Raw genomic sequence first — 20,707 nt, 5'->3', positions numbered from 1 at the left:
GAGGCGATCGCTAACGGCCAGCTAAACGCTCATCTTCAAGTGCTGGTCTACAACAACCCAGGGGCTGGAGTAGCAGCCCGTGCCCAGCGTCGCAATATACCAGCAGTGCTTCATAACCATCGAGACTATCCCCAACGCGAACAGTTTGACCAGCAGATTGTGCAAACTCTCCAAGCCTATGAGGTGGAATGGGTGATTATGGCCGGGTGGATGCGGCGCGTTACTCAAGTGATGATAGATGCCTTCCCGCAGCGGATGTTGAATATCCATCCCAGTTTATTACCTAGCTTTCCAGGCATTCGGGCTGTAGAACAGGCTCTAGCAGTCGGGGTAAAGCTGTCAGGTTGCACAGTGCACATAGTGACGCTGGCTGTAGATAGTGGCCCGATCGTCATGCAGGCAGCAGTACCCGTATTCCCCGATGACACAGCAGAAACCTTGCAGGCCCGTATTCATGTGCAAGAGCATCGAATTTTTCCCCTAGCGATCGCCCAAGTAATTGCCGATCAGCGAATCCGTTCAATGGCACAATGATCCTATTCTTCATGGAGCAATGAACTATGCATTCTCGTCTAAAGACTGCCTTCGCACAAGGCACTGCCCTAAAAATCATTACAGGCTTAACCAATTTTGACTGCGATCGGGTGAGCACCATTGCCCGCGCTGCTGACCTCGGTGGTGCTACTTTCCTAGACATTGCCGCTGATCCCGACTTGGTGCGCCAAGTCAAGACCATTACTACCTTACCTGTTTGCGTCTCTGCGATCGACCCAGAGCAATTTTTGCCTGCGGTAGCAGCCGGTGCAGACCTGATTGAAATCGGCAACTTCGATGCTTTTTATGCCCAAGGCTTGCGCTTTGAAGCTGATGATGTATTGGAACTCACTCGCCAAACTCGCTCGCTGTTGCCAGATATTCCATTATCGGTAACCGTTCCCCATATCCTGGAACTTGACCAACAGGTGCAGCTAGCTGAAGCTCTAGTGGCCGCAGGAGCCAACATTATTCAGACTGAAGGCGGTACCAGCAGTCGCCCCACCCACGCAGGGATCATGGGTCTGATTGAGAAGGCAACCCCCACCCTAGCTGCTGCTTATGCCATTAGCCATGCCGTAGCCGTGCCAGTGCTCTGTGCATCGGGTCTATCTAGCGTGACCGTGCCTATGGCGATCGCGGCAGGTGCCTCTGGTGTGGGTGTGGGCAGTGCCGTCAGCCAGCTTAACAGCGATGTTGCCATGGTTGCAGCCGTCCGCAGCTTAGTAGAAGCTCTGGCACACACTCGGCGACCTGCTCGTCTGTAAAGCAAAGACCTTGGGGGATGAGGCTTTAGAATAACTGGGTGCTGACGATCGACTGGCGAGACAAGAGATGTAGCTGCATTTGCTCGTAGAGAATCTCGCGGAAGTTATCAATTTGATCCTGGTCAGGGGTGTAGTAAAGATTGAGATTGCCACGATCCGTATCCTCCCAGAAATTTTTCTCAGCTTGACGTAATCGCTGACATGCTAAGTCAATGCTCCGACGAAAGGCCGATTCCCCCAAAACACTGAGATCATCAAGAATATCAGCGACAATGCGTTGCACAAAGTCAATGCGGTTGACACGCAAATAATAAAGTCCCAGACCAATTTGCAAAATTCGCACACCATTATTAAAAATTTGACCGCGATCGAGATCACCTTCAGTAAAATCTGGTGGATTGTCAATCTGCAGCATCTCATTCAGCAGCGTATATTGAATGTCCAATCTCCATTCGTGCTGATGCACCAAGATTAAAATCTCTTTCATTTCTGCGGCGAACACATCTACGATGAAGTACATCGAAGGGCTAATGCGTCCGTGACGATAGATTTCTGTGCCATAAATGCGTAAGTAGTAGAAACTCTGTCTTGCTGCCTCTACCTTGTTGGCTTTTACTAGATTGGCAATAAAGTTGCGATAGTGAAAGATGACGTTATATAGGTTCCTAGCCTCATTATTTTTAACCCCATGTTTGAGGGCAAATCGCAGGAGAGTATTAAAGCGGATAATGACGATCCATATCAACAAATCATCATCACATTCAATAGCAGTTGCCCCAACTTTAGTTAGCTCTAGACCACACAAGGATGCCAAATCAAATTCTTGGTCGGCAATTAACTTGATATAGGTATTGCCCAAGAGCCGAAAGCACTTTTGCTCATAGAATGTATTCGTGCGTTCTACTTCGTGCAACTGTCCCAGCATTGTCCGGAAGGAAATATCGTCACGAATACTATCACTAATTTTGAAAAAACTAGGGTGGATGGATCGCTTGACCCTAACATACTCCTGAACCAAAGCACCCATGTCTTGAATGATCTGGGCTTTCCAATCTTTAAAGGCGATATACTCCAGCATGTTATCAAGCTGGTTTAAAGACTTAAACAGTTGAGATTGCATTTCACTCGTGTATTGGTGGAGACGCTGTAACTTGCGGGAATAGGGTTGTGACAGCGTGGAGATTTGCCGTAATTGACTATGAAAAATCTTGCGGATGACGTTACTCGGCTGAGTCGATTGCAGAATATAGAAAATGTAGGGCAAAGAAAATAAGACTGCGATCGGCAAGAAAACCATCAAGTTAAGCACGACACTTGAGGTTCGCAAGTAACCTGCCTCGTAGATGAACTTTATGGAAACAGAGTGGGTTGCGGCAATAATTAGAAACCAAACATAGATGAGGCTAATCCAATCTTCGATGTACAGGTCAATTAGCTTGGGGATACTCTGTGCTGCGATCGAAATAATGATAATAAGTGTTCCCAATGTTAAGCTCAACACTGACAGCCAAACTTCGGGCGCAAACCCTATGTCAATGGGCTGGTTTGAGTTAATAACCCTCTGCAAGATAGTGTTAACGAATGTCCAAGCTCTGCTCTGTGCGAGATAGAAAAATGCAACATCTAACCCTGTGACAACCGCTACAACTGCCAACCCAGTGACGAGCGATCGGTGCTTAGCACAGAATGTTAGGAACTTGTGATACAGATAGAGGATGGTAAGTTTCACGGTTAGCTCAAGTGGCTCAGGAACTAGGAAAGGTAATAACCAGCCCAAACACCATCCCAGGCAATCAACACCTAAGATAACCAAGTTGTTAACCTATTGGCAGGCCCGTCAGCAGTTGCCCTACTCAGCCTGCCTAGAAACTCACACTTGAGCAAAGGGGACGTTATTACTGTACAGAACTTAGCACCTTTTCTGTTACAGCGTTAGCATTCACTTCAGGTGAATCTGCTTCGGATGGAGGCACAACTTGCCAGAACTGGGGCAAGAAGGTTGCCCAGTTGGCTAGGATAGTCTGTGCCTTTCGGCTACGGGTGCGATCGTAGTGAGCTTGAATTAGCGTCCTTAATTGCTGCTCACCGGCATCCGTTTGTACCCGCTGAAGCTTAACAATCTCTGGGTTAAGCTTGGTAGCCACAGTATTGTCCTCATCTAGAATATAGGCCAAGCCACCCGTCATGCCAGCACCCACATTGCGACCTACCCGGCCCAACACCACAACTACTCCGCCCGTCATGTATTCACAGCAGTGATCTCCTGCCCCTTCAATCACAGCGATCGCTCTAGAATTACGGACAGCAAAGCGCTCGCCCGCTTGTCCGTTGGCATAGAGCGCGCCACCCGTCGCCCCATAGAGGCAGGTGTTACCAATAATCACATTGGTAGCTGGGTCGTAGTTGGCATCAGGAGGAGGACAAATAATAATCTCACCGCCGTGCATACCTTTGCCCACGTAATCGTTAGCTTCACCTACTAGCCTGAGGGTCATACCAGGAAGATTAAAGGCTCCAAAGCTCTGACCAGCACTGCCAGTAAAGTTGAGGGTAATTTGTCCCTCAAAGCCAGCATCGCCATACTGCCGCGCGATCGCCCCCGATAGCCGCGCACCCACTGTGCGATCGGTGTTAACGATTGCTAGGTCTTTAGTAACAATGCCTTGCTGCTGAATTGCGGTTTGAATGTCAGAATCTGCTAGTAGCTGGTCATCCAGCACAGCCCCATTGCTGTGAACGTCCTCATGGATAAGCCAACTGCGGTCATGGCGAGTATCTGGCAAATTCAGTAAACAGGCCAAGTTAAGAGCATCGACCTTCTTCAGAGACACCCCTTGGCGCATCGTCAGTAGGTCAGCCCGACCAATCACCTCGTTTAGGGAGCGATAACCTAAGCGTGCCAACAGCGATCGTACCTCTTCAGCAATAAACAAGAAAAAGTTCACTACATGCTCTGGTGTGCCAGGGAAGCGCTTGCGCAGGTCTTCCCGCTGGCTAGCCACTCCTACAGGGCAGTTGTTAGTGTGGCAGACCCGTGCCATAATGCAGCCTTCGGCAATCATCGCGATGGAACCAAAGCCATATTCTTCAGCGCCCATCAGCGCAGCCATTAACACATCCCAGCCTGTTTTCAGACCGCCATCAGCCCGGAGAATGACCCGATCGCGCAAGCGATTTTCCATCAGCACCCGATGCACTTCCGTCAGTCCCAGTTCCCAGGGACTACCTGCATGTTTGATAGAACTCAGGGGAGAGGCTCCAGTGCCACCGTCATGACCAGAAATCTGAATAATGTCAGCATTAGCCTTAGCAACGCCAGCAGCAACGGTGCCAATACCAATTTCTGCCACCAGTTTTACTGACACCTTGGCTTGAGGGTTAATCTGGTGCAAGTCAAAGATGAGCTGCGCTAAATCTTCGATGGAATAGATATCGTGGTGGGGCGGGGGCGAAATTAAAGTTACTCCGGGCTTAGAGCGACGCAGCATCGCAATGTAGGGGCTAACTTTCTTGCCAGGAAGTTGACCACCCTCTCCAGGCTTAGCACCTTGGGCTACCTTAATTTCTAGCTGCTTGCAGTTGGTGAGATATTCCGGGGTCACACCAAATCGGCCCGATGCCACTTGTTTGATGGCAGAGCTAGCCGTGTCACCATTAGCCAATCCCTTAAGGTGGGGGAACAGGGGTGAGAGACCGCTGTCGTCCACATCAGTCAACACCCGATAGCGCAGAGGATCTTCACCCCCCTCGCCAGAGTTAGACTTGCCACCGATGCGGTTCATGGCGATCGCTAAGGTTTCATGGGCTTCACGAGACAACGCCCCCAAGGACATGCCACCTGTACAGAACCGTTGGACAATTTCCGTTGCAGGTTCTACGTCTTCTAGGGCGATCGGCTCCCGATCAGACTGGAAATCTAGTAAATCTCGTAAGGCAGTGACTGGACGATTTTCCAACTGTTGCTTGTAGACCTCGTAGTGGTCGTAACTCTTACTAGCAACCGCCTTATGGAGTGCCTTGGCCATGCTGGGGTTATTCATGTGGTATTCCCCACTAGGCAGAAACTGCACGAATCCATAGTTTTGCAGCTTTTTGACCGTCAGTTCTGGAAAAGCACGGCTATGGAAGGAGATAACCTCCTGTGCAAGGTCTTTCACAGTCAAGCCACCGATGCGAGAGGCTGTGCCCCGGAAGCCAAGCTCTAACAAATCAGAGCCGATACCAATTGCCTCAAAAATCTGCGCCCCGTGGTAGCTAGTCAACAGCGAAATACCCATCTTAGAGAGGATCTTCAGTAAACCAGCTTCGATCGCCTTCCGGTAATTTTCCTGGGCTTTGGTCAAGCTAATGCTAGGAGTTTTGCCATTTTCCATCAGCTTTTGAGTGCGAGGGTCTGACCACCATTGACAGACGGTTTCCAGCGCTAGATAGGGACACACAGCACTAGCACCATAGCCAATCAGACAAGCAAAGTGATGCGTACTCCAACATTGGGCAGTATCTACCACCAAGGAGGCCCGCATTCGGGAGCCATGCTTAATCAAAAAGTGGTGCACAGCACCCACGGCCAGCAGGGGAGGAATGTAGCTTAAGTCAGGCGAGAGGGGAGATAGGGCAGCATTGGGGCTAAGCGTTTTGGTCTGGGAGACCCGATCGCTGAGGATTAAAATCTCCGCTCCCGCCTGTACAGCAGCCAGTGCCTGTTGACAAAGGTTGTGAACCGCTTGTTGCAGACCATCTGGGCCAGTAGCAATATCAAACAGAGTAGACAGAGCCGTAGTCTTGAAATTAGAGGTTTGGATCCGGCACAATTCTGCCTCATTTAACACAGGAGACTCAAGCTTCAGCAACCGGGCATCTGTCGGCATCGCCGTCAGCAAGTTACCACGATTTCCTAAAAACACAGACAGGCTCATGACCAAGCTTTCCCGCAGGGGATCAATGGGGGGATTCGTGACTTGGGCAAACCGCTGCTTAAAGTAGTCATAGAGTAGGTGGGGCTTATCTGACAGTACAGCAAGGGGAGTATCATCACCCATGCAGAAAGTCGGCTCTTTACCCTGGGCAGCCATCTCCTGAATGATCATTTCCACGTCCTCAGCCGTGTAGCCGAAGGCGGTCTGGTAACGTAACAGTGCTTCTGCGTCCATCAGGGGTGCTTCAGTAAAGGCTTGTGGCTCTAGACAATAGCGCTGCTCTCTCAACCACTGCCCATAGGGACAACGACTAGCGACTCGTTGCTTGATGTCCCAGTTCTTCAAGATTTCATGACTGACCAAATCTACGGCAATCATCTGCCCAGGGCCTAACCGACCCTTTTCTAAGATCTCAGTTTCTGGCAGATCAATCACTCCAGCCTCAGAAGCCACTACTACCAGTCCACCCTGGAGAATGGCGTAGCGCGCTGGACGCAGACCATTACGATCAAGGGTAGCCCCCACAATCTTGCCATCGCTAAAGGCTAGCAATGCAGGGCCATCCCAGGCTTCCTGAATGCCACTGTAATAGTCGTAGAAGTCAATAACTTCAGGATGATCTACTAAATCAGGTTGGTTGCGATAGGCTTCTGGCACCATGATCATCACCGCTTCTAGGGGACTGCGATCCGATCGCACCAGTAATTCCATCACGTTGTCTAAATTAGCAGAGTCACTGTTATCCGGATTGACCGTAGGCTTTAGGTCATCCATTCGGCCTTCCCAGCATGGGTGCGATAGGTCACTTTCCCTTGCCCGCATCCAGTTGATGTTCCCCAGCAACGTATTGATTTCGCCATTGTGACCTAACATGCGCATAGGCTGGGCCAGCGGCCACTTGGGCATCGTGTTAGTGCTAAAGCGGCGGTGATAGACAGCAAATGCACTTCGGTAGCTAGGTTGCTGGAGGTCTAGGTAAAACTGCCCAAGCACCTCAGAGCGCACCATACCTTTGTAGACGATCGTCCGACCAGAAAAGGAACAGATATACAACTCATCGCCTAGAGATTCCCGTTCAATCCGTTTGCGAACAAGGTACAGATGGCGTTCCAAGTCATCCCCACGGAAGGTAGGTGACTGCACTATCAGTTGCTCAATTTGGGGTAGGTTTTCCCGCGCCTGGACTCCTAACACCTGGGGAGCTATGGGCACAACACGCCAGGTCACCACTCTCAACCCTTCATCCACAACCACCTGTTCAATCCGTTGGCGAGCAGCAGCAGCTTGGTCAGCTTGTTGCGGCAGAAAGATCATGGCAATTGCAGCACGATCAGCCTCTAAGGTAGGTAAGTTCTGAGCTTGTCCCCACTCGTTGAATAGCTCCCACGGAATAGCAGTCATGATCCCAGCACCGTCCCCAGAATCTCGATCGGCACTGCACCCGCCGCGATGTTCCAGACAACCCAAGGCCACCAGAGCTTTAGCAACCAAATCGTGACTAGCTCGCCCCTGCTGGTCTGCCAGAAAACCTACTCCACAGGCATCACGCTCCTCCACTAGCCAGCGCTGCCCTGGGTATCCAGCATCTAACCCCTGCGTTATTGGTTTATTCCAGTTCATAGTCATGGTGTATACGGGATGCAATGTCAATCAAAAATTATTTGGGAATTGTATCTAGGGACACAAAAGGCTCCCCGAATTTCCCCATGGCATCCAGAGAACCTGTGACCGCTTGAAAACGTATTGTTCTAGCTTAACGTTAGAAGGTTTGCAAAGAAAAATCTAGCGTTTTCAGCCAACTTTTTGCAAATCAATATTTTATGAAAACTTCAGCTTTGTGAAAACGTCAGTATAGAAGATACTTTTAAGTAAGCGAGATGCTGGGTAGCGAAGTACGGAAATCCACATGACGAACGGGGGGCGATCTCACCAGTTACTCTCTCGAAGGAAACCCTGCAATTCGCCAAGATTAGATGCAGCGATGAAGTAGAGTAAACACGATCGACCTATGGCAACTCTTCTAGAACAAGGCAACATCTCGATCCACACTGAAAATATTTTTCCGATTATCAAGAAGTGGCTCTATTCTGAGCACGAAATCTTTCTGCGCGAGTTAGTTTCCAATGCAGTGGATGCCATTCAAAAGCTGAAAATGGTCGCCAATGCGGGCGAGTTCACTGGAGAATTACCGGAACCAGAAATTGTTATCACCATTGACCAAGAGGCTAAAACGTTAACCGTCAGTGACAACGGTATTGGCATGACGGCTGATGAAGTGAAAAAATACATCAACCAAGTTGCGTTTTCTAGTGCTGAAGAGTTCATTCAAAAGTACAAAGCTAGTGACGAGCAGCCAATCATTGGTCACTTTGGCCTAGGCTTCTATTCCTCCTTCATGGTGGCCAAGACCGTAGAAATCGACACATTGTCATACCAGCCAGGTGCTAAGGCAGTTCATTGGAGTTGTGATGGCTCTACAGAATTTCGACTAGAGGACTCAGAGCGCAGCACGATCGGCACCTCTGTGATTCTCACCCTGATGGATGAAGAGCAAGAATACCTGCAACCCTATCGAGTCCGGCAATTAATCACCAAATACTGCGACTTTTTGCCAGTACCCATCAAGTTAGCGGTCAAGGAAGCTCCTAAAGAAGGCGAAGCAACACCAGCTATCAAAGCCCCAGAGAAGGTCAACCGCCAGATTGCACCGTGGAAGCAAGCACCTAACAGTTTGACTAAGGATGACTATTTAGAGTTCTACCGCTACCTCTATCCTGGCAAAGAGGATCCGTTACTGTGGGTGCACCTAAATACTGATTATCCCTTTGTAGTCAACGGCATCCTCTATTTTCCCAAACTGCGCTTGGATGTAGAAGTGCCCAAGGGGCAGGTAAAACTGTTCTGTAACCAGGTATACGTTAGCGACAATTGCGAAGAGATCATTCCCCGTTTTCTGTTGCCCATGCAGGGCGTGATTGATAGCACAGATATTCCCCTGAATGTGTCTCGAAGTTTCTTGCAGGCCGATCGCACAGTACGTCGCATTGGGGATCACATTGCTAAGAAAGTGGGCGATCGTCTCAAAGAGCTTTATCGGGACGATCGTGCCCACTACATCAACTCTTGGAAAGACCTAGGAGTCTTTGTCAAGTATGGCTTCATGAACGATGACAAGTTCAGAAAGCAGGTGGAAGATATTCTCATCTATCGGACAACAGCTAAGTTGGGAACTGACAAGCCTCAAGTAGAGGTGCAGTCAGAAGCTGATGATGTCTGGCAAGCCACGGATGCAGCTACAGTCACAGACGACAAAGGCTACTGCTACACTACCCTGAAGGAATACCTAGAACGTAACAAACATCGCCATGAGAATCGGGTGTTCTACTGTACCGATGAAGTAAACCAAGCTACCTATGTGGAATTGCACAAGAGCCAAGGCTTAGAAGTGCTATTTATGGACTCCTTCATCGATGTGCAGTTCATTTTGTTCCTGGGTATGGAGTTCCCAAATGTCAAGTTTTCCCGCGTGGATGCTGACCTGGATGAGCAACTGGTGGATAAGGAAAAACCCGCAGAAATTGTGGATCCTAAGACCAACCAAACCCGAAGCGAGATGGTGAAAAACCTATTTCAGAAAGCACTCAACCGCCCGAAGTTAACTATTCGGACTGAATCGCTCAAGTCTGATAACCCGCAAGCAGCGCCACCCGCGATCGTGTTGCTACCCGAAGAGGAACGGCGGCGGCGAGAACTAAATGCTCTGTTCACTCAGCAGTCAACCGTTGAGTTTCCAGAAGAGCACACCTTGATGATTAATATTAACCATCCACTAATTCAGAACCTAGCTAACCTAAACCAAGGCAGCATCATTCAGGGTACTGGACAATCTAGCTCTGGCGAACTTGCCCAGTTAATTTGTGAGCATGTTTATGACCTAGCACTGATGAGCCAAAAAGGCTTTGATGCTGATGGGATGAAGAGCTTCGTCGATCGCGCCAACACTGTGTTGACGCGCCTAACAGAGCAGGCAATCCGATAATGCCGCTGGGAGTCTATCTGAGTAATCTTTAGGGTTACCCAGACTACAGCTTAGACCAAGTTGGCATCCAGACTATAAACGTCACGCCTTGATGAGCACCAGGGTCTCGCTGGTGCTCTCGGCTAACCGCGGGGTTCACCAACGCAGGGCTAGAAGCTTGGATATCACCATGCATCTGGTGGACTAGATCTTTAGCGATCGCTAACCCTAGTCCAGTACCAGGGATATCTGTCATGGCTTGCACTCCTCGGTAATGACGCTCAAACAGATGACTGAGATCTTGGGGAGGGATGCCGGGGCCTGTATCACTCATGGCAATTCCAACGCGGCTGCTAGCCTCGTCCAGAAATGTCTGCACCAGTATCTCTCCACCGGATGGTGTGTATTTGAGGGCGTTGTCCAAAATGTTACTAAGGACTTCCCTTAAAGCAGTAGCATTAGCTGCCAGAGGAGGCAAGTCGTTTCCCAAGCTGACCTGTAGGCTGAGGCCACGATCGCTAGCCATCGCAGCCGCTGACTGCAAAAGTGGCAATAACAAGTCATTGATGGCACAGGGGCTGATTGCTAGCCCGTTGGTTGCTGTTTCAAACGGCAATGGTAAGGCAGGCAACTTGGTTTGCTGTGCGGATCCATTAGGAAGATCGTCGGTGTAGGCCGCTAGCGCCGGTGCGACATCCTGTTGACGATCAAGGTCGATAACTTGTTCAAACTGACTTAACAAGTCTCGAAGCCGATCGCTTTCTTGGATGATGCTACTAGCAAGATCTCGATTGGAGTCTGCGGGGGCTAATCGCCGTAGAAGCAGCTTACCAAAGGTTTTCAGTGCCGTGAGGGGATTGCGAAACTGATGCAGTAGGTTATGTAATAAATCTGTTTGCTGTGCTTTGAATTGCTGCTGATCTTGTAGGATGCTGCCCAGCAGGTGAGAGCGCCGGTCAAGCAGACAGGCGATAGCTAACACTCGTGCAATGTGCTCTAGCTGCAAATGCTCATGATCTGTCCAGGGGCGATCGTTGCGACCAGTAACCAACAAGCCCACCATTTCAGTGCCATATACCAAGGGAATAACTACCGGTTGGACTGTTGCATTCGCCGTTAGCATCGAAACGTGAACCAAACTGCTAACACTGTCTAAGTCTGGTAGCACTATCGGTTGAACACCATCTGCTGTTGGTGTATCTGTGAGAGGGAATGCCTCCGGTGTAAAATCGATCGTCGCCTCATGGTCTGAAGAGCCTACCAGCAGTGACTGAGAGCGGCCAATGGGTCGCCAAGCGTCAGCACTATCTGGATAGACAAGCACAGGCGTTAGCTGAGGCTCTAAGCTCCCCGCTACTTGTTCTGCTAAATAAACTGCGCTCAGAGAGGCTCCCAGTCCCTGGGTAAGCAGGGCAATTTGCGATCGACACAACTCTAAAAATTCAGCACTGGTGGGCAAAGGCATGGAATCAGAATGTAGTAGCCATTAGTTAAGCAGCCAAGCCCCTGAGCACTCAGAGAGTCACCCTAGGCAAACCTGACATACCAAAGGGCCTAGTGACATGTTAGAGCTATACTAGCGCGAGTCAATAGTTTTGGGCATCTACACCCCTGGGATACGTCTGTCTTAGTTATGCCAGATCTAATCCTTCTCTAGGGGAGCCATTGTCAGACCAGCTCGACCCAACTGCATGTGATACAGTTCAGCCTGTTCAAAGGGACCTACCCACACAATCGCTTGCCCTTCATAGTGGACTTGATTAGTCAACTCCCAAGCTCGATCGCTAGTCATGTTGGGGATATATTTCATCAGACAATCAGCCACGTGCTGAAATGTATTGAAATCATCGTTCAGCACAATCACTTTGTAATTTGGATAGAGCTTTGGCGTAACCTTGCTAGAACGTTCTGTAACTACAGGAGACATAGGCGTAATAACAGGGGAGAAACAATCAGAGCGTACAACAGACAACTTGCAAGCCCATAATCGTCTAGATTATGGAACGTCAAAGATACCTATGATTTTACTGAATAAATGCATACTACATAGATGCATACTACCAGCGATCGTTGCTAATCGAATTGTTCTCAGCCAAAGATAATCATCCAGTTGCTTGCTCAGCCGGAACAAATGTCAACGCAGCCGAGTTCATGCAATACCGTTGACCTGTGGGCAAGGGGCCATCATTGAAAACATGCCCTAAATGAGCATCACAGACAGCACAAAGCACCTCAGTTCGACGCATAAACAAGCTGAAATCATCTCTAGTTGCTATGTTTTCTGGCTTACTCGGTTGCCAAAAACTAGGCCAACCTGTTCCAGAGTCGTACTTAGTGTCTGAGGTAAACAGCTCAGCTCCGCAACAGACGCACTTGTACACACCTGGAGCTTTGTTATTCCAATATTCACCCGTGAATGCTCGCTCAGTTCCATGCTTGCGAGTCACATAATACTGTTCTGGAGTCAGTTGTGCCCGCCACTCAGCATCAGTCTTCTTCACCTTATTCATCACACATCACCTCAGTTAGTTGAAAACATTACATCGAGTTGTTCATTAAACTAGGCTAAGTGTTTTTGATGAAGCCACTGCCAGTAGACTGGGATCATGGCTCTCTATACCATAGACTTCACAGGAATTATTGGGACTCTCTATCAGCTTAACCTTGTGCAATTTGGCACCAATTTTCTGGATTGGCTCCTGGAGAAGATCCCGGATGTAAACTGCAATATTTTCTGCGGTGGGCACTACATTGGCAAAATAGGGAATGTCTTTGTTCAAGAAGGTATGGTCAAACGGCTCCACCACGTAGTCCTTCACAGCCTGTTGCAATGCCACTAAGTCAGCGATCATACCAGTACGGGGATCAATGTCACCAGCGATCGTCACCTCCAAGTGATAGTTGTGGCCATGACCATTGGGCCGCGCACACTTACCATAAATCTCACAGTTAGTCTCGTAACTGAGATCAGGACGAGCCAAGCGATGGGCAGCACTAAAGTGAGTGCTAATCGTTAAATAAGCCTTCATAGATTCTCCGTAGTAATCAGCCCAAAGACGAGGATGTTCAAATAGTTGAATCCGGACTAGCGGTAAATAAGGAGCCAAGCGCTGCCAAATCACGCGAGCAATATACTCCGTTGTCGGCAAGGTCTGCTGAAACTCATCCCACACATCATTTAAGTACGAGAAATTGAGAGGGTTAGTTACCTCTCGTTGAATGATGTGCTTAACATCAGACAAATTGAGCACCATGCCATACTCATCTAGATCACCAATCATGGACACATACAGCTCATAGTTGTGACCATGGCCGGGAGCATTAGCACAACGCCCAAACCTAAGAAAGTTCTCGTCATCACTAAGCTCTGGTAACCAATAACGGTGACTAGCCGAAAACTCAGCTCGACGATTAATGATACATTTCATAAATAATCGTAATGTTTTGTAAAATTTGTTATCTCCAGTTTAACCCAATTGTACGAGATTGTTAGAACCCAGTAGCTCAACAGCGTTGTAGGCATTGTTACGCTACTGCATTAGCGATCTAAACGTTAGCAACCTAAAACGCTAGCAATCTAACTAGCGATCTAACTAGCAATCTAACTAGCGATCTAAATAGTAGAACCCACGAAAGAAGTCTGCTATGGCATGGGGAGAAAGCTTAGAAGCCGTAGATGGTTTGAGATTGGGATTCAAATCAGGAGTGCTAGTAAATCGCTTACCAAACGCATGATGCCGATAGATTTCAAGAGTTTGGTCACTTGAGTTAGCAAGTGTCATGGCAGTTGGAGCCTGAAAAAAAGGTATGTCTGTAGTGGACAGCCGCACTTCACACGATCGCTTCATCAGTTGTGATAGGACTTGCCCAATTTGTTTCAGTCGGTTCCTTTCCTTGCTAGTCAGATCACTGTGCCCCCTGACTTGTAACCCTTTCACAAAGCTCATGAGACTTTTTTGAGCAGTCTCTGCATCTTGGAATGGAAAGATGGCCATGTAAGCTGTTGTCAACAACTGATGGTCATTGTCCACATGAAACGTCAGTGTTGTTGTACGTCGCGCTACTTGAATGCTGGGTGGTTGCTGCAGCCCGTCAGGGTAATGTTCAGCAAGCTGATAGTAGACCTGCGCCAAACTGTAGTGGGTCGCATGGTCTAGGGGAGCATCAATAACCAGCCAAACCGTAGGGGGCGTTTCTTTGAAGAATTTGCGTTGCTCGTCCTCATAGAGGCGATATTGTTGAGACAAGTCTCCATCTTTGCTTAAGTCAACCCACTCGCAAATGATGCCATCGGTTTTAATGCCAAATCGAGAAACTCCATACAATCGTGCCCCTGTGAGCGTTGCTCCAGTTAAATCAGCTCCCATCCAATCAACCCCAACCAACCGTGCCTGAAACAAGTCGGCGTATACCAAACTAGCATTCAGGAGATTAGCATCAGTTAGGTTAGCTCGCTTCATATCAGCGCCACTCAGTTTTGCTCCGTTCAAGTTGGCATGTTCTAGCTGAGCTTCACTGAGATCTGCCCATCGTAAATTTGCTCGACTTAAATCAGCCCCGCGCAAATCGGCTTTGCGTAGGTTTACCTGTTTTAGATCAGCATCGCTCAAATCTGCACCCCGTAAGTCTGCTTCGCTTAAGTCACTCCCATGTAGATTGACTTGGCTGAGGTTAGCCGCTGTAAAACAAGCCATGCGCAAATCTGCATTACTAATAGTTGCCCCGCTGAGGTTAGCTTGACGCAGTTTGGCTTCACGCATGTTTGCCTCTGTCAGGTCTGCTTGGCGCAGGTCTACGCCGCTGAGTTCTGCTAGCATTAGTTCGGCACGAATTAGGGCAGCGTGAGATAACACAGCTTCCTTCAAATCTGCACGGCTCAAGTTAGCAACGTTCAGAATGGCACCTGATAGGTTTGATCTTGATAAATTGGCACCACTTAGCCTAGCAACGTTGAAGCGTGCCTGCGTGAGATTGGCTTCGCTCAAGTTAGCACCGCTTAGGTTAGCAACACTGAGATTAGCTTCGCTTAAATTTGCCTTAACGAGGTTGATCCCGCTGAGGTTGGCTTCTGCTAGGTTGATCTTGGAAAAATCCCTAATTCCCGCAGCGTATCGTTTCAAAAGTTCGTCAACGGTGTTCATTCAACAATCCCTGATCGTCGGTTAGGTAGTGATCTGAGCATCATGCTGGTGATAGGTCACCCAACCCCATAGTGAAAATTTTACGTACACTAACCCTGAAAAAAGCAAGTCTATGAGGATTGCAGTGGACGATCGCGAAATTACCAGAGCTGATAGGGAACCGATTTAGCTACTAGGTGCTGACTGCTCTCGATAATTACCATCCCTGCAAGTCGGAGGTGTAGATGCTGTTGAGCTATGGGAATGGATCTCAATGCTGTCATAAAGACAGATATAGTGAAAGCTGGTGAGCTGACTATAATCGTTGACTACCAATATCGCAATGGATAGATGTAATGGATATAGGTATTGTTGGACTAGGGCTGATTGGCGGTTCGTTGGGACTCTCTCTACGAAGCACCTTTAGCGATAGCAACGGCTGCAAATATTTAGCAAGTTTAGCCGAATGTAGCAGTAGTAGCCATCGTGTACTGGGCGTAAGTCGTCGAGAAGAAGTTTGCCGAACAGCAACTGCCCTAGGCGCAACAGATGAAGCCAGCACAGAATTGAGCTTGCTCTCCTCAGCCGATATTGTGTTTATCTGCACCCCGTTAGCAGTAATTGCGTCTATTGTAGAGCAGTTGGTTCAGTATCTATCAGCCGATGCAATAATCACTGACGTTGGTTCAGTGAAGCAACCCGTAGTAGCGGCTGTGTCTCCTCTTTGGCAAAACTTTGTTGGTGGGCATCCTATGGCGGGTACAGCTGATAGTGGAATTGATGCTGCACAATTGGGACTATTTGTGAATCGCCCTTATGTGTTGACTCCAAATGCAACGACTCCTGCTAGGGCAGTCGCTTGGGTATCGGCGATCGTCAATCTGCTGGGAGCCAAGCTCTATCAATGTTCTCCAGAAGAGCACGATCGCGCTGTAGCCTGGATTTCCCATCTCCCTGTGTTTGCCAGTGCTAGCCTAATTGCTGCCTGTTTAGGCGAGTCGGATCCATATATCCTAGACCTTGCTAAGTCCTTTGCTAGCTCTGGATTTCGGGATACTAGTCGGGTAGGGGGTGGCAATCCAGAACTAGGATTGATGATGGCCATGTACAATCAGCCAGCATTGCTGCGGTCGCTATATGCCTATCGTGCGCAGTGCGATCGTCTAATCGATGCCTTAGAGAAGCATGAGTGGACAACCATCGCTACTATCTTGCACCAAACTCAGCAAGCAAGACCAGAATTCCTATAGCGTTGAATTCCCGAACTAGCTATCGGTTTGTAGTGCAGATTCATACCAATTTTCCAAAAACTCGTTACATAGCCATCATTCCAAGTAAGGACTGAAGTCCTTACTACAAGCTATCCGCAGCAGCAATCCAAGCAATTGGTACTGGATTCTACTGTTGTTTAGATTGTTGATGAATCTGCTTCGCCGATCAAATCACGGAGTGCTTGTATCAACGCATTTCCCCCTAGGATGTAGGAGTAGGCCGCAGGGATTGTTTCGTAGGGGGTGTTACTGAGAATTAAACCAACACCAACGGCTGTCAGACTAACGGCAGCAGCAATGTTTCGTTTGCGGCGCTTTTTTTGTTTACGCGGGAGAGAGCGGGCTGCTACATACTGCTGGATGATTTCTACATGTAACTTCAGAAACCATGTCAGTAGCTCTTGGCTACTCATGAGATATTTGTCATTGGGCTGGTTGTGCAGGTACAACAACACCGAGCGTAGAACGTCTTCACGGCTCAACTGTAGTGGTTCTGCTGCCTGCACTTCAGCGGTGATAATTGCCTCTCGGTTGGTGGCTAGTTCGCTGCGCACAGCTTCTGGATTAGCAGCAACATGGGGTTGGGTACGAGCAATCAATTCATCGATCGTACTTACTACCTCCTCCTGTTGCAGCAAGAACTTTATTTGCTCAGCGATCGTAGCTAATTGAGCCTCAGCAGCAGTCGCGCTAGGTATTGCCCGATCTAGCTTTTTACAAGCCTGTTGCCAATGCTTGAGGACAACTAGTAGTAGTTTAATCTCCGGATCCATAGGTTTCGCGTTATCAAATCATCTAGACAGCAGAGATGGTGCACCAATGCTGCTGTGTTTTCAGTTCACCACAGTTTTTCCCGATGCTATGGAAGGCTTTAACCCCTCAGCGATAGAAGGTTCTAACCCCCTGACAGGGTGATGTACTACGTCCAGTCATCAGGGACGTGGCCTAGAGCTTGATGTTCTCGCCCTAAACCCATGAACACCTAGCCAGTTCTCTAGCAAAGCCTCGACAACTGTTGCTAGTGACGGTCATACGATCACTTGTGGAGGTATTTTTCTTCTTTCCAAACTCGCGGGTTCACAACCGGATCAGGATGCCACTGAGTAACCTATTGACAAGTTTAGAGTTGCTATGCATCAGCTAGGACTCGCTGGGTTACTATCTGGGTTACTATTAGGTGAGGCTGGTCAGAAGACGTTCCCTTGACAATCTCATCATGTAGTGGCTGCGGATAGTTCATGTAGTGGCTGCGGATAGTCATTAGTTTCTTGTAGCAAAACTTCTAAGTACCAATCAAGTATCTTTCATGCAATTGATTCTTTACAGTAAGCCAGGGTGCCACTTGTGCGAGGGCTTGCAGGAAAAGCTGAGTCAAATTACAACAGTATCGATCGAACTTGATGTTCGCGATATTTCGACCCGTGATGATTGGCGAATGGCCTATGAATACGAAATACCTGTGCTCTGTCGAGTGCAGCCAACTCCTGATGGTAACAGCTATACTGAGGTCACACTACCCCGTGTATCTCCTAGGGCATCCGTAGCACAAATAGCACAGTTGCTACAGAAGTATGCCCAATAGCACCCTATCTAAGCTGTAACTAGATAGTACATTTTGCGTGAAGGAAGTCGATTATGAAACTGGCAGAATTATTAGCAGCAATTCCAGATGTCGTCCTGCCAACGCATCCAGCCTTGGAGTTGGAAGTCACTGGGGTAGCGACTAATTCTCAGGCATGTCAGCCAGGGAATCTCTTTGTCGGGATGCCAGGAACACGAGTTGATGGGGGGGAGTTTTGGCAAAGTGCGATTGCTCAGGGGGCGATCGCTGCCGTTGTTTCCAGACATACCATCATTTCCCCCTCGGACACCGAAGCCTGTATTATTCGCGTCGAAAATGTCCCTCAAGCTTGTGCTTTATTAGCAGCAGCGTTCTATAACTATCCAGCACAGGCATTGTCTCTAGTTGGAGTAACAGGCACTAACGGCAAAACCACAACCACCCACCTGATTGAATTTTTTCTCAACCAAGCTCACAAATCAACAGCTCTGCTAGGAACGTTATACACCCGCTGGGCTGGCTACCAATCTACAGCTACCTATACAACTCCCTTTGCAGTTGACTTGCAACGACAGCTAGCTGCGGCAGTAGCTGCCAACTGTAACTATGGCGTGATGGAAGTTAGCTCCCATGCCTTGGCTCAACAGCGTGTCTTGGGTTGTTCGTTTAAGGTGTCGGTATTTACAAACTTAACTCAAGATCATCTGGATTACCACCGAGACATGGAGGACTATTTTGCGGCTAAGGCACTGTTGTTTAGTGATAGCTACCTGCAAGGGCGAGCTGTTATCAACCAGGATGATCCCTATGGACGGCGCTTGATTCACCAACTTGGTAGCGATCGGGCGTGGTCTTATAGCATTGCAGACAGCACAGCTACGCTATATACTACTGGCTTAACCTATGAAGCTGATGGGGTTAGCGGCACGATGCATACCCCTTACGGTAGTACGGCCTTTAAGTCCCCACTAGTCGGGCAATTTAACCTTGCAAACTTGCTAGCTGCTGTAGGGGCAGGATTAGCATTAGGGCTCGATTTGACTGGCATGATTACAGCGCTACCCCAGTTTTCAGGGGTGCCAGGGCGCATGGAACGGGTGATTATCAGCCCTGACCAAGATATCAGTGTGATTGTGGACTATGCTCATACACCGGACAGTTTAGAGAACTTGCTACGGGCAGCTCGACCATTTATTTCTGGTCGCATGATCTGTGTGTTTGGCTGTGGTGGCGATCGCGATCGCACAAAGCGTCCCCAGATGGGAAGCATCGCCGCTAACCTAGCCGATTTGGTTGTGGTTACGTCTGATAATCCTCGAACGGAAGACCCAGAAAAAATCTTGACTGATATCCTAGAAGGCATTCCAGCGTCCATCACTCCACTAGTGATCCCTGATCGTGCTGTTGCCATTCGCACAGCTATCTTAGAGGCAAAGTCTGGAGATGGTGTGCTGATTGCTGGTAAGGGACACGAAGATTACCAAATCTTAGGCACTGAGAAGGTGCACTTTGACGATCGTGAACAAGCACGATTAGCTTTGCATGAGCGAGTTACTCGATAGCACCGCTGAGTAGTTCCCTGTGTAGCACCGCTGAGTAGTTCCCTGTGTAATTGCAACCTGCGAATAGTCAGCAAATCATGGACTGCGAAATAATCTGTCCTTCATCATCTAACCGTTATGAATCCACCCCATCGCCAAGCAGTGTCATTGTACGAGCTAGTTACCACTGCCGAACCATTACTGGAGCCGGTAGGGGTCAGTCCAGCCATATTTAAGGCCATGGTGGAGACTACGATCGACCTATTAATTGATCACCAAATCTCAGCTACCTTGTGGGTTAAGTTACCCGCTACCGCAGCATGGCAAGATGATATTTGGCGCTACTGCAATGCGACCTCTGGTAGAGTTTATTGTCTGACATCACCTCAAGCTGACTCTAGCAACTTGTCTGACATTGCTTTTCTAGATCTCGTTTCCATCCCAGCAACTGAGTCAGTGCTAGAAATGCCAGCAGAGGATAGCGACACTAAGTTGCCTGTGACTTTGGAACCTGTGACTTTGGAATCAGCAGATGTGCCAGATGCCAGTACTAGAAACCGCCCCATCTTGCTGCCCACTAACCCAGATGCGTTCCGTCGTGAATACTTTTTAATTGTGGTATCCGACCAGTGGTGTAGCGTTGTGTTGGCCCACCGTCCTCGATCGAGTCAACCTACCACAGATGTCCAAGCTACATCAGACTCTTTGCTCAGAGTTAATGCCGGGTCAAAGGACGCTTCTCTCTTAGAGGAGCCAGTTAGTGAGCGCAAACATCCACTACTGCTCGTTAACTCTTTAACAGGCGAAACGGTTTATCAACTGCTAGTTGCCCTGCGTAAGGCCATAGTCACACCAGAATCGCCCTCTTCGTCACCAACTGTCGTTTGGCCAGACTATGCTGCTTGCTGTGGTTTAGTTGCTCAACCTAGGTGGATAGCATCATTGTTCACGCGGCAATTGCAACATCAAGAGGAGCTAT

General features: G+C 48.7%; 15 protein-coding genes. 7 read left to right on the top strand and 8 right to left on the bottom strand.

Annotated elements, in window-relative coordinates:
- The coding region (purN, locus tag NZ772_00980) for a phosphoribosylglycinamide formyltransferase (protein MCS6812141.1) at positions 1–534 on the top strand (534 nt) is incomplete at its 5' end.
- Between the two features lie 26 nt (positions 535–560).
- Positions 561–1,301: a DUF561 domain-containing protein gene (locus NZ772_00975; protein ID MCS6812140.1), complete on the top strand. Its 741-nt coding sequence runs from the start codon at positions 561–563 to the stop codon at positions 1,299–1,301.
- 25 nt (positions 1,302–1,326) lie between these two features.
- On the opposite strand, the gene NZ772_00970 is transcribed toward NZ772_00975, so the two are convergent.
- Both NZ772_00970 and gltB read right to left on the bottom strand, forming a co-directional pair.
- Positions 1,327–3,030: a hypothetical protein gene (locus NZ772_00970; GenBank protein MCS6812139.1), complete on the bottom strand. Its 1,704-nt coding sequence runs from the start codon at positions 3,028–3,030 to the stop codon at positions 1,327–1,329.
- Between the two features lie 166 nt (positions 3,031–3,196).
- A complete protein-coding gene (gene gltB, locus NZ772_00965; protein MCS6812138.1) occupies positions 3,197–7,837 on the bottom strand; it encodes a glutamate synthase large subunit in 4,641 nt (1,546 codons plus the stop codon).
- Positions 7,838–8,225: 388 nt separating this feature from the next.
- On the opposite strand from gltB, the gene htpG reads away from it, so the two are divergent.
- Positions 8,226–10,256, top strand: a complete 2,031-nt coding sequence (gene htpG, locus NZ772_00960; protein MCS6812137.1) for a molecular chaperone HtpG — start codon at positions 8,226–8,228, stop codon at positions 10,254–10,256.
- 43 nt (positions 10,257–10,299) lie between these two features.
- On the opposite strand, the gene NZ772_00955 is transcribed toward htpG, so the two are convergent.
- The 5 genes from NZ772_00955 to NZ772_00935 form a co-directional block, all read right to left on the bottom strand.
- Complete coding sequence (locus NZ772_00955) at positions 10,300–11,700, bottom strand: GAF domain-containing sensor histidine kinase (protein MCS6812136.1); 1,401 nt, start codon at positions 11,698–11,700, stop codon at positions 10,300–10,302.
- 177 nt (positions 11,701–11,877) lie between these two features.
- The gene (clpS, locus tag NZ772_00950) at positions 11,878–12,162 is read right to left on the bottom strand and encodes an ATP-dependent Clp protease adapter ClpS (protein MCS6812135.1); all 285 of its coding nucleotides are present in this window, start codon (positions 12,160–12,162) and stop codon (positions 11,878–11,880) included.
- Between the two features lie 175 nt (positions 12,163–12,337).
- Positions 12,338–12,748 carry a peptide-methionine (R)-S-oxide reductase MsrB gene (gene msrB / locus NZ772_00945; protein ID MCS6812134.1) on the bottom strand — a complete coding sequence of 137 codons (411 nt, stop codon included), beginning with the start codon at positions 12,746–12,748 and terminating at the stop codon, positions 12,338–12,340.
- 42 nt (positions 12,749–12,790) lie between these two features.
- The gene (locus tag NZ772_00940) at positions 12,791–13,663 is read right to left on the bottom strand and encodes a 6-carboxytetrahydropterin synthase (GenBank protein MCS6812133.1); all 873 of its coding nucleotides are present in this window, start codon (positions 13,661–13,663) and stop codon (positions 12,791–12,793) included.
- 177 nt (positions 13,664–13,840) lie between these two features.
- Complete coding sequence (locus NZ772_00935; protein MCS6812132.1) at positions 13,841–15,376, bottom strand: pentapeptide repeat-containing protein; 1,536 nt, start codon at positions 15,374–15,376, stop codon at positions 13,841–13,843.
- Between the two features lie 335 nt (positions 15,377–15,711).
- Between NZ772_00935 and NZ772_00930 the strand changes: the two genes are divergently transcribed.
- The gene (locus NZ772_00930; protein MCS6812131.1) at positions 15,712–16,605 is read left to right on the top strand and encodes a prephenate/arogenate dehydrogenase; all 894 of its coding nucleotides are present in this window, start codon (positions 15,712–15,714) and stop codon (positions 16,603–16,605) included.
- A gap of 158 nt (positions 16,606–16,763) precedes the next feature.
- Here the strand turns inward: NZ772_00930 and NZ772_00925 are convergent, their stop codons facing one another.
- Positions 16,764–17,399 carry a hypothetical protein gene (locus NZ772_00925; protein ID MCS6812130.1) on the bottom strand — a complete coding sequence of 212 codons (636 nt, stop codon included), beginning with the start codon at positions 17,397–17,399 and terminating at the stop codon, positions 16,764–16,766.
- A 533-nt stretch (positions 17,400–17,932) separates the two neighbouring features.
- Between NZ772_00925 and NZ772_00920 the strand changes: the two genes are divergently transcribed.
- The 3 genes from NZ772_00920 to NZ772_00910 all read left to right on the top strand — a co-directional run.
- The gene (locus NZ772_00920; GenBank protein MCS6812129.1) at positions 17,933–18,208 is read left to right on the top strand and encodes a glutaredoxin family protein; all 276 of its coding nucleotides are present in this window, start codon (positions 17,933–17,935) and stop codon (positions 18,206–18,208) included.
- A 53-nt stretch (positions 18,209–18,261) separates the two neighbouring features.
- Entirely contained in the window at positions 18,262–19,749 is a 1,488-nt protein-coding gene (locus NZ772_00915; protein MCS6812128.1) for a UDP-N-acetylmuramoyl-L-alanyl-D-glutamate--2,6-diaminopimelate ligase, read from the top strand.
- A 117-nt stretch (positions 19,750–19,866) separates the two neighbouring features.
- Positions 19,867–20,707 (top strand): hypothetical protein (locus NZ772_00910; protein MCS6812127.1); only part of this gene is annotated, 841 nt, incomplete at its 3' end.

It is taken from the genome of Cyanobacteriota bacterium (assembly GCA_025054735.1).
Classification (GTDB): domain Bacteria; phylum Cyanobacteriota; class Cyanobacteriia; order SKYG9; family SKYG9; genus SKYG9.
This window is presented reverse-complemented; position numbering and strand designations above follow the sequence as displayed.

Bases quoted from the DNA above. Each gene is read 5' to 3' on its own strand.
- NZ772_00975 (MCS6812140.1), top strand. From the start codon at position 561: ATGCATTCTCGTCTAAAGACTGCCTTCGCACAAGGCACTGCCCTAAAA.
- gltB (MCS6812138.1), bottom strand. From the start codon at position 7,837: ATGAACTGGAATAAACCAATAACGCAGGGGTTAGATGCTGGATACCCA.
- htpG (MCS6812137.1), top strand. From the start codon at position 8,226: ATGGCAACTCTTCTAGAACAAGGCAACATCTCGATCCACACTGAAAAT.
- NZ772_00955 (MCS6812136.1), bottom strand. From the start codon at position 11,700: ATGCCTTTGCCCACCAGTGCTGAATTTTTAGAGTTGTGTCGATCGCAA.
- clpS (MCS6812135.1), bottom strand. From the start codon at position 12,162: ATGTCTCCTGTAGTTACAGAACGTTCTAGCAAGGTTACGCCAAAGCTC.
- NZ772_00940 (MCS6812133.1), bottom strand. From the start codon at position 13,663: ATGAAATGTATCATTAATCGTCGAGCTGAGTTTTCGGCTAGTCACCGT.
- NZ772_00935 (MCS6812132.1), bottom strand. From the start codon at position 15,376: ATGAACACCGTTGACGAACTTTTGAAACGATACGCTGCGGGAATTAGG.
- NZ772_00930 (MCS6812131.1), top strand. From the start codon at position 15,712: ATGGATATAGGTATTGTTGGACTAGGGCTGATTGGCGGTTCGTTGGGA.
- NZ772_00925 (MCS6812130.1), bottom strand. From the start codon at position 17,399: ATGGATCCGGAGATTAAACTACTACTAGTTGTCCTCAAGCATTGGCAA.
- NZ772_00920 (MCS6812129.1), top strand. From the start codon at position 17,933: ATGCAATTGATTCTTTACAGTAAGCCAGGGTGCCACTTGTGCGAGGGC.
- NZ772_00915 (MCS6812128.1), top strand. From the start codon at position 18,262: ATGAAACTGGCAGAATTATTAGCAGCAATTCCAGATGTCGTCCTGCCA.